The organism is Methylobacterium sp. J-026 (assembly GCF_022829585.1).
In the GTDB taxonomy this organism is placed as follows: Bacteria; Pseudomonadota; Alphaproteobacteria; order Rhizobiales; family Beijerinckiaceae; genus Methylobacterium.
In genome coordinates, this window is sequence record NZ_JAKSYC010000011.1 from 1 (window position 1) to 7,675 (window position 7,675).

Here is a 7,675-nt window from a genome sequence, read left to right on the forward strand (position 1 = left end):
CGCCATCTTGATGATTGCTGGTTTTTACGCTCTTTGGCTGGTTAACTACGGCTGTAAAGTGCTGTGCTCTTTTCGAGAGAACAAGATTGATCTAGACTATCGATCAATCAGGTCTTTTCAACACTGGCTGGCGATCCCGTCTTTGGTGGCTCCATGGCCGGAACGACCCATAAACGAAGTGGAAAGGCACGAGGCGAGCGATGTCGTGCCATCTCATCCCTTCCAGGGCCTGGCTCCTCTGCCGGCGGATCGATGGACACATGTACCAGCTCAGGATTGGCGTTGGCCCGAACGGCTTCAACGCTGCGAGCTTGACAATAACTCGGCTTTTGAATGCCGCCTTACTATAAGAACCCGCTCCCCGAGTGCCCCTTGAAGGCGTTGGCCCGGCGAATGTACCCGACGACCGTCCGCGGGTCCCGGTGGCCCGACTGGTCCATGATGCGCGCGAGATCCGCCCCACGTTCGGCCGCCGTCGTGATGTAGCCGGCCCGCAGGCTGTGCGCCCCGAACAGCGAGGCATCGAACCCGGCGGCCGTGCAGTAGGCCTTGATGATGTTGGCGACGGATCGGTCTGTGAGGCGGGCGAGCTGAGGCGCGAGCTGCGCACAGTTCCCCCGCACCCGGCCCGATCGCGAGACCGGCCGGAACACAGGCCCCTCCGTGATGCCAGCGGCCGTCAGCCATTCGCGCACGAGACGCACGGGCTGAATGAACCGGCCGGTCGGGATGGCTTTCTCGAACCCCCTGCCCTCCTGGTCGACCTTGGATCGGCGGACCATGACCCGCAGGCCTGCGGGATCCTCGATCAGGTCGGCGACGTCGAGGGCGACGAGCTCGGACCGGCGGAAGGCCCCTGCGAAGCCAAGGGCCAGCAGCGCTCGGTCCCGCTTGCCTGTCAGGGTGTCGGGGATGCGGGCGAGCAGCATCTGCAGGACATCGACCGTCGCGGCGGCCTTCTGCGTCGGGGCCACGCCGATGCGGCGCCGGATCCCCTTCATGGTGGCGCGGACATCCTCGTCATCGGTCGGGTCGGTGGCCTTGGCCAGCTTGTGCGCGTAGCCGATCGCGGCGAGCCGGCGCCCGATGGTCGAAGCCGACCGTCCAGCCTCCGCTTCGGCCACGAGGAAGCCCGAGACCGCCTCGGCCGTGGCGGGCAGCGACCGGAACCCATACCGTCGGCACCACGCCTCAAATACCCGCGCATCCGAGCGGTAGGCCCGCAGGGTCGCGGCTGCCTTCGAGGCGCGCTGGTAGGCTTGGACGAGTGCTACAGTCTCGACCGGCAGCCCAGCGGCGATCTCTACAGTTTCGATGGGTAGGCTGTCAGGCATCGTCCTCGGGCGCAAACACCTCGCCCTCCTCTGCCAAGCGCACGTTGTCCTCGTCGGCTCGTAGCTCGCTCAATGCGCGGTGCTCAGAGAGCAGTCGCCGCATCGTTCGATCCGCGTCCGAGCAGTCTGCCGACTCGGGTGCAGTGGGGTCGCAGCCCTCGATCGTCTCGGCGGTCTGCTGATCGACCGTGGCGCGCTCTTTATCGCTGAGCCCAGCCAAGTCCCCAAGCCCCAGGTCGCGCGCGACGTGGGCTGCGATCTCCTCGCGCTTGGCATACAGGGCAAGGACACGCGCTTCCGCCGGATCTTCGGGATCCTGACGCCCGACCTGCCGGGCGAGTGCGAGCTGCCAGCCGCGCGCCATCGAGGCGCCCCGCAGTCGCATGCGATCCGTGACGCTGGTCAGCACGAGCTGCCAATGCTCGGGGCTGAGTTCGGCGAGAGGCTTGCCCTGACCCAGATTGCGCGCCGCTTGCTCGGCGGCCTCTCGCCATTCCGGTGACAGGGAAAGCGTCTCGGTCGGGACAACGACGATGAGCGCCTCAGGCATACCGAACCCCTCCAGCTAAACTCAGAGGATAATAGCGTCTGCCGTCATCCAACCAGCAGCGTCTTAGGGCTGCCGACGGCCAACGATCCGCCCTGTCGCAAACTTCCGAGAACACCACTTATCGGAAGTTACATTGACTGCCGTCATGCTGCAATGCCTCGGTGCTGTAATGCTACAGCACTGAAGAGCACGACCCGACACGCGGTACTGTCGGCTGCGGGAGGGGAGCGAACGCTGGGCTGTCGCTCCGAACCGGACGTTCTGCATCCGACCCAACCCGATCGTCGGGACCGCCGTCAGCGCTTCCCGAAAGCGGCTGTTAGTCGGTCGTCCGGCAGCTTCGGCTGAGGGTGGGAAGCGGAAATTAACTCAACGCTCGGAAGCGGATCTTCAGCCCCCGCCCCTGGCTCAGTCGTTCGGGGTAATGCAATTAGTATTATAAGAATTGCCCAGGGCCGGGCACCATTTTGGGGCAGCTTGGTCTCGCGCATGACCAGAGGGTGATCGGTAAGCTCCAGCTTAGAATTTCTTCAGATTTGAACCGTTGTAAGTGTGTGAAATACAACACGTTTTCGGCTTGATCAACGATCCGTGAACAGTGATTACACTGGCATTGTGCCGCTCCGGTGCGCGTCAGCGTGATCCATGTCCTACCGCTCCCCACTCCTCGCCGTTCTTCTGGTCACCACCACCCTTTCCGGGGCTGCGACGGCGCAGGACGGAACCGTCCAGCTCAACGAACTCTCGGTTGAAGCAGCAGGACCCGGCAGCTCAGCTCCCGGACCGGTGGGCTCCGGTGGGGTCAACCTCAGCGGCGGCGACGGCGGCACGGCCGCCACTAGTGGCGGCGGCGGGGGCCCATCCGGCATAACCGGCTACACAGCCCGCGTGACAACTGCCGGAACCAAGACCAACACGCCCATCATCGAGACGCCACAATCGATCTCCGTCGTCACCCGCGAGCAGCTCAACGACCGTAACGTCCAGACCCTGAGCGATGCGATCAACTATGTCCCCGGCGCCATCTCGGCCCGGTCGGGCTTCGACCCGCGCTTCGACCAGATCTTCATCCGCGGCTTCGACGTTCTGACCAATCAGGGCACCTATCGCGACGGCCTGCGCGTGATCGGCAGCGGGTTCATCTTCCCACGCATCGAGCCCTACGGCGCGGAGGCCGTGACCATCCTGCGCGGGCCGTCCGCCGGCCTCTACGGCCTCGGCTCGCCCGGCGGCATCCTCGACATCACCAGCAAGCGCCCCGTCTTCGTGCCGTTCGGCGAGGTCCAGTTCCAGGCCGGCAGCTTTGACCGCTTCCAGGGCAACTTCGACGTCGGCGGCCCGATCGAGGGGTCGGGTGGAACCATGGCCTACCGGCTGACTGGCCTACGCCGCGAGGCGGGCACCTTCATCGGTCTCGGCACCAACGACGACCGGTTCAACATCGCGCCCGCCTTCACCTGGAAACCCGACGCGGCTACGACGTTCACGTTCCTAAGCGAGTTCCAGACGACCAACACGCCGGCCACGACGTTCTACTACAACTACCCGGGTTTCCGGGCGAGCCCGTACTACATGGGCGATCCGGCCTTCGCCGGTCTCAACCAGACGCAGTATCGTGTCGGCTACGCCTTCGAGCATTTCATCACACCCGATTTGGTCTTCCGCCAGAACTTTCGGCACTATGGCGTCTTTCTCAGTGGGAAGTACGTCGACATCAACGGTATTAACGACGCAAACACGATTGGCACGCGCGACACCGGCTACATCCGCGAGGGCTTGGTGCAGCAGACGCTGGACAACCAATTGGAGGCGCGCTTCGCCACAGGCCCGGTCGCCCATACCGTGGTCGGGGGCGTCGACTACGCTCGGTACAGCCTGAGCCAACGCCTCGGCTTTGGCCTAGCCCCGGACCTGAACCTCATCACGCGGAACTACGGCCAGCAGTTTATCGCGACCCCGACCCTCGGGTCCGCCGCGCGCCAGACCCAGGAGCAGATCGGCGTCTATTTGCAGGATCAGGCCAAGTTCGGCGACTTCATCCTGACCCTGAACGGCCGCCACGATTGGGTCTTCCAGAACAATTTCGCCACCCCCGACAGCGCGGTCTCAAGCCAGAACAACAGCGCGTTCACGGGCCGGGTCGGACTGGGTTACGTCCTGGCGCCAGGCCTCGTTCCCTACGCCAGCTACGCCACGACCTTCACCCCGCAGGTGGGCCTCGACCGGAACGGACAAGCGTTTAAGCCGGCTACCGGTGATCAGATCGAGGCGGGCGTGAAGTACCTGATCCCCGGCACCAACATCCAAACCGCGTTTGCCGGCTTCGACATCACCCAGTCGAACATCCTGATCCCCGACGCGTCCTCCCTCGCGTTCCAGACTGCCGGCGGGGCCGTGCGCTCGAAAGGCTTCGAGGCCGAGGCGACCGCCAACCTCGCCCCAGGCACGAACTTGACCATCGCCTACACGCACGTCGACATCCGGTTCGTGAACTCGGTCTCGTTCACTGGCCAGTCGCTCGCCGGGAACCTCGTATCGGGCATCCCCCAGGATACCTACGCGTCGTTCCTGACCTATGCGTTCCCGCCGTCCTCAGCCCTGCGCGGTCTTCAGATCGGTGGCGGCATCCGCTACATCGGTTCAAGCTACGCAGATGACCAGAACACGGTGCGCAATACCGCTGTCACGCTGTACGACGCATTGGTGGCCTACGACTTCGCGGCGCTCGACCCGAAGTACAAGGGCTTCCGCGCGCAGCTTAACGGCTACAACATCTTCGACCGGAACTACCAGACTTGCTCGTTCGGGTTCTGCAATCGTAATCAGCCGGCGACGGTCATTGGCAGCCTGATCTACCGGTGGTGAGAGGCCTCACCTCCAGCGGCTGAGTATGCGAGCATTGAGCCGTTACATCAGCACGACGACCGTGGCGCGCTGCATGGCGGGCTGCGGCTTAGTCGACACTGGCGTGAGAGGGTGCCGTGTACGAGATCGACCTGACCCCGACTTACCAGGACACCCTTCGTCTGGCGCAGCTCCGGAAGCAGGCGAAGCGCCTCGGACTGAAGCTGTCGAAGTCGCGCTGGCATCAGCCTTATGTTCGGAACCGCGGCGGCCTAATCCTTCTCGATAGCCAGGCTGAGGTCGTCGCAGGGGACGGCTACAGCCTTAATCTGGCGGCGGCCGAGAGGATCTTGTCCGTTATGGCCGATCAAATGCCATGTTCGATGCCACGATCGATGAAGCGTATGGGGCCAGCATAGAAGGCCTTGGTCAATGCCAACCCCACTGCCAGTAAGCAGACCTTTCCAAGGTCATAGAAGGGTCGTGAGCGGTCCCCACGGCTATGTCCACTTGATGCAACCGCTGTCCAGAAGCGGACAGGCAGGAAACCACCCAACCCGGTCTTAGGTCGCCGCCTATCATGCTGCCACGAAGCGGACCTTCTGAGGGTCTGTGAAAGGTCGGAAGCGGAGGCAACCACCGTCCATGTTCGACCAAAGCACTGTAGTTTTGCAGCATTACAGCACGAAACCGGCATAGCGTGATAGTCTCGCGATGCTATAGCACGATAGCGCTACGGCACTGTTCCGCTATCGTGCTACGCCTCGCCCTTGGGCTTGAGCGACGAGACCGGCGGATGCCCGTGCTTCTGCAAGGCCGCGTCGATCCCTTCCATGATGACATCGTGAACCTTCACGTCCCGGGTGAACGCGATCTCGCGCAGGCGGCGATGTACCTCTTTCGGCAGGTACACGGAGGTATGCACCACATCCGGACGGGCTCGCCGGCCTGCAGGCTTGGCGCTCGCCGGTTCGGGCGAGGCTGGCGCGGATGCCGGGGCAGGGGCAGCAGATGCCGCCGGCTCACGGGGTTCGGATCCCGGCAGGGATAGGCCACCAATCAGGGAAGGGCGCTTCGTCATGCCTTGTTCGCCTTCATTTTGCGATCCGCCCAGGCCCACAGCGCCCGCAGCTCCTCGGCAGCCTTACCGTCGGGCGCGTACTCCGTGACGCCTTTCCCCGCCGCGAGCGCGTCTTGATGGTCGGCGCGTTGCGTCAGGGACGGTTCGGCTAGAACGCCGAACATCCCGAGCCCGCTGGCCGCTTCGACGGTTCGAGCCGAGCGCCCGGCAGGGCACTGGTTCAGCACGAACGCGAACCGGTCCCGCATGCCGAGACGCATCAGGGTTTCGATGGTCGGCATGGTGGCCTGTAGATCGAGGCGCGACGGCCGGGCGGGGATGAGCGCCAGGTTTGCGGCCTGCATGGCCAGATTGCCCCCGGTGGAGGCGACGCCGGCCGTGTCGAGCACCGCGACTGTGAACCCCTGCGCCCCAAGCGCGGCTAGGATCTGCGGGAGATCCGTGAGACGATCCGAACCGAGCCGATCAACGGCCGGCGCATCCTCCGTCCGAACGTCACCCCACGCCGCGAGCGAGCCTTGCGGGTCGAGATCGAGGGCGGCGACCTTCTCCCCCGCCTCGACGGCCGCGACAGCGAGACTTGCGGCGATCGTGGTTTTTCCGGATCCGCCTTTTTGTGTGACCAGGGTTATCGTTCGCATGGCCCCCTCGTGATGCTGTCGCGCTGTAGCAGCAAGGCACGACGACACGAAAGCGCTACGGTCTGGTAGCACCATCGTGCGATAGGTGTTTAGCGCTAAAGCATTACAGCGCGAAAGCATCGAAGCGCCGTAGCGGTGCAGAGCTGCTCGCGCTATCTGAACCGCATCAGCCGCGGAAGCGGTCGGGAGTGCGCGAGGCCGGGCGAGCCGGGATGATATTGCCGCCTGGCTAGCTGCCTGCCGCAGCAGCGCTGTTGATCGAAAGCCACTGTCAAATGTGTGGCCGAACTGACACGGTTCCCTCGAACCGATTGTGTCTGAATGAAAACCGTATTGCTGAGCGTAACAGTTCAGGCATGATCCTGCATCAGCAAGCCAATTCGATGTGAGGGCCTGCTGGAGCCAGCCACCAAGACGCGGGCCCAAACAAGAATGGGCGGTGTGACCTGAAAAATCAGGCATGGCCGCAGTTACGGGTCTCGAAGTTTTGGGGTTGCTGATGAATTTCCTGAAGAATTCCCTCCTCGGTTCCGCTGCCGCCTTCGCGGCGGTGGGCGCCGCGCACGCCGCCGACCTGCCGGTCAAGAAGGCGGTGCCGGTCGAGTACGTCCGCGTCTGTAACGCTTACGGCGCCGGCTTCTTCTACATCCCGGGCACCGACACCTGCCTGCGTATCTCGGGCCGTGCCCGGTTCGAGGGCGGCTACCAGACCAGCTACACCCGCCAGGCGGGCGCCGCCGGTGACACGTCGGGCTACCAGGGCCGGATGCGCATCAACCTCGATGCCCGCACCCAGACTGCCTACGGCACCCTGCGCGCCTTCGTGCGCTTGGATGCAGGCGCCCGCACCGGCTATTCCGGCGTCGGCACCTCCGGCACCCAACAGCGCATCGGCCAGGCCTACCCGGGCATCGGCACCGACAGCTTCGGCCGCGACCAGCAGTTCGCCAACGTCGACAAGGCGTTCATCCAGTTCGCCGGGCTGACTGCCGGTCGCCCGTCGTCTTTCTTCGACTTCTACGCACACGCCTTCGATTTCGCCGGTGCCACCGCGGGTTCGGACAACTTCTCCACCAACCTGCTCCCCTACACGGCGACGGTCGGCAACGGCCTGTCGGCGACGATCTCGATCGAAGATCCGGTCTTCCGCCGGACCCCGATCTTCTCGCCGTTCAACGTGGCCGCCACGCTGAACACGGGTAGCACGCAGAACTTCGGCGTGACC

Annotated in this window: 7 protein-coding genes; 3 read left to right on the forward strand and 4 right to left on the reverse strand. The window is 64.2% G+C overall.

Annotation, left to right across the window (positions count from 1 at the left end):
* Positions 1-344 precede the first annotated feature (344 nt).
* On the reverse strand, positions 345-1,334 hold the full coding sequence (locus tag MKK69_RS00195) for a site-specific integrase (RefSeq protein ID WP_243964624.1): 990 nt from the start codon (positions 1,332-1,334) through the stop codon (positions 345-347).
* On the reverse strand, positions 1,327-1,884 hold the full coding sequence (locus tag MKK69_RS00200) for a hypothetical protein (RefSeq protein WP_243964625.1): 558 nt from the start codon (positions 1,882-1,884) through the stop codon (positions 1,327-1,329). The genes MKK69_RS00195 and MKK69_RS00200 overlap by 8 nt, the downstream gene beginning before the upstream one ends.
* 645 nt (positions 1,885-2,529) lie before the next feature.
* Here MKK69_RS00200 and MKK69_RS00205 point away from each other — a divergent pair.
* Both MKK69_RS00205 and MKK69_RS00210 read left to right on the forward strand, forming a co-directional pair.
* Complete coding sequence (locus tag MKK69_RS00205) at positions 2,530-4,749, forward strand: TonB-dependent siderophore receptor (protein ID WP_243964626.1); 2,220 nt, start codon at positions 2,530-2,532, stop codon at positions 4,747-4,749.
* 116 nt (positions 4,750-4,865) lie between these two features.
* Positions 4,866-5,147 carry a hypothetical protein gene (locus MKK69_RS00210; RefSeq protein ID WP_243964627.1) on the forward strand — a complete coding sequence of 94 codons (282 nt, stop codon included), beginning with the start codon at positions 4,866-4,868 and terminating at the stop codon, positions 5,145-5,147.
* A gap of 338 nt (positions 5,148-5,485) precedes the next feature.
* Here the strand turns inward: MKK69_RS00210 and MKK69_RS00215 are convergent, their stop codons facing one another.
* Positions 5,486-5,653 carry a ribbon-helix-helix domain-containing protein gene (locus MKK69_RS00215; RefSeq protein WP_243964629.1) on the reverse strand — a complete coding sequence of 56 codons (168 nt, stop codon included), beginning with the start codon at positions 5,651-5,653 and terminating at the stop codon, positions 5,486-5,488.
* Between the two features lie 152 nt (positions 5,654-5,805).
* Positions 5,806-6,450 carry an AAA family ATPase gene (locus tag MKK69_RS00220; protein WP_243964630.1) on the reverse strand — a complete coding sequence of 215 codons (645 nt, stop codon included), beginning with the start codon at positions 6,448-6,450 and terminating at the stop codon, positions 5,806-5,808.
* Between the two features lie 499 nt (positions 6,451-6,949).
* Here MKK69_RS00220 and MKK69_RS00225 point away from each other — a divergent pair.
* Positions 6,950-7,675, forward strand: a 726-nt coding sequence (locus MKK69_RS00225) for a porin (RefSeq protein ID WP_243964631.1), incomplete at its 3' end; no start/stop codon positions are given.

What these genes read in the sequence shown, in the direction of transcription:
- MKK69_RS00195 (WP_243964624.1), bottom strand. Translation starts at nt 1,334, where the DNA reads ATGCCTGACAGCCTACCCATCGAAACTGTAGAGATCGCCGCTGGGCTG.
- MKK69_RS00200 (WP_243964625.1), bottom strand. Translation starts at nt 1,884, where the DNA reads ATGCCTGAGGCGCTCATCGTCGTTGTCCCGACCGAGACGCTTTCCCTG.
- MKK69_RS00205 (WP_243964626.1), top strand. Translation starts at nt 2,530, where the DNA reads ATGTCCTACCGCTCCCCACTCCTCGCCGTTCTTCTGGTCACCACCACC.
- MKK69_RS00220 (WP_243964630.1), bottom strand. Translation starts at nt 6,450, where the DNA reads ATGCGAACGATAACCCTGGTCACACAAAAAGGCGGATCCGGAAAAACC.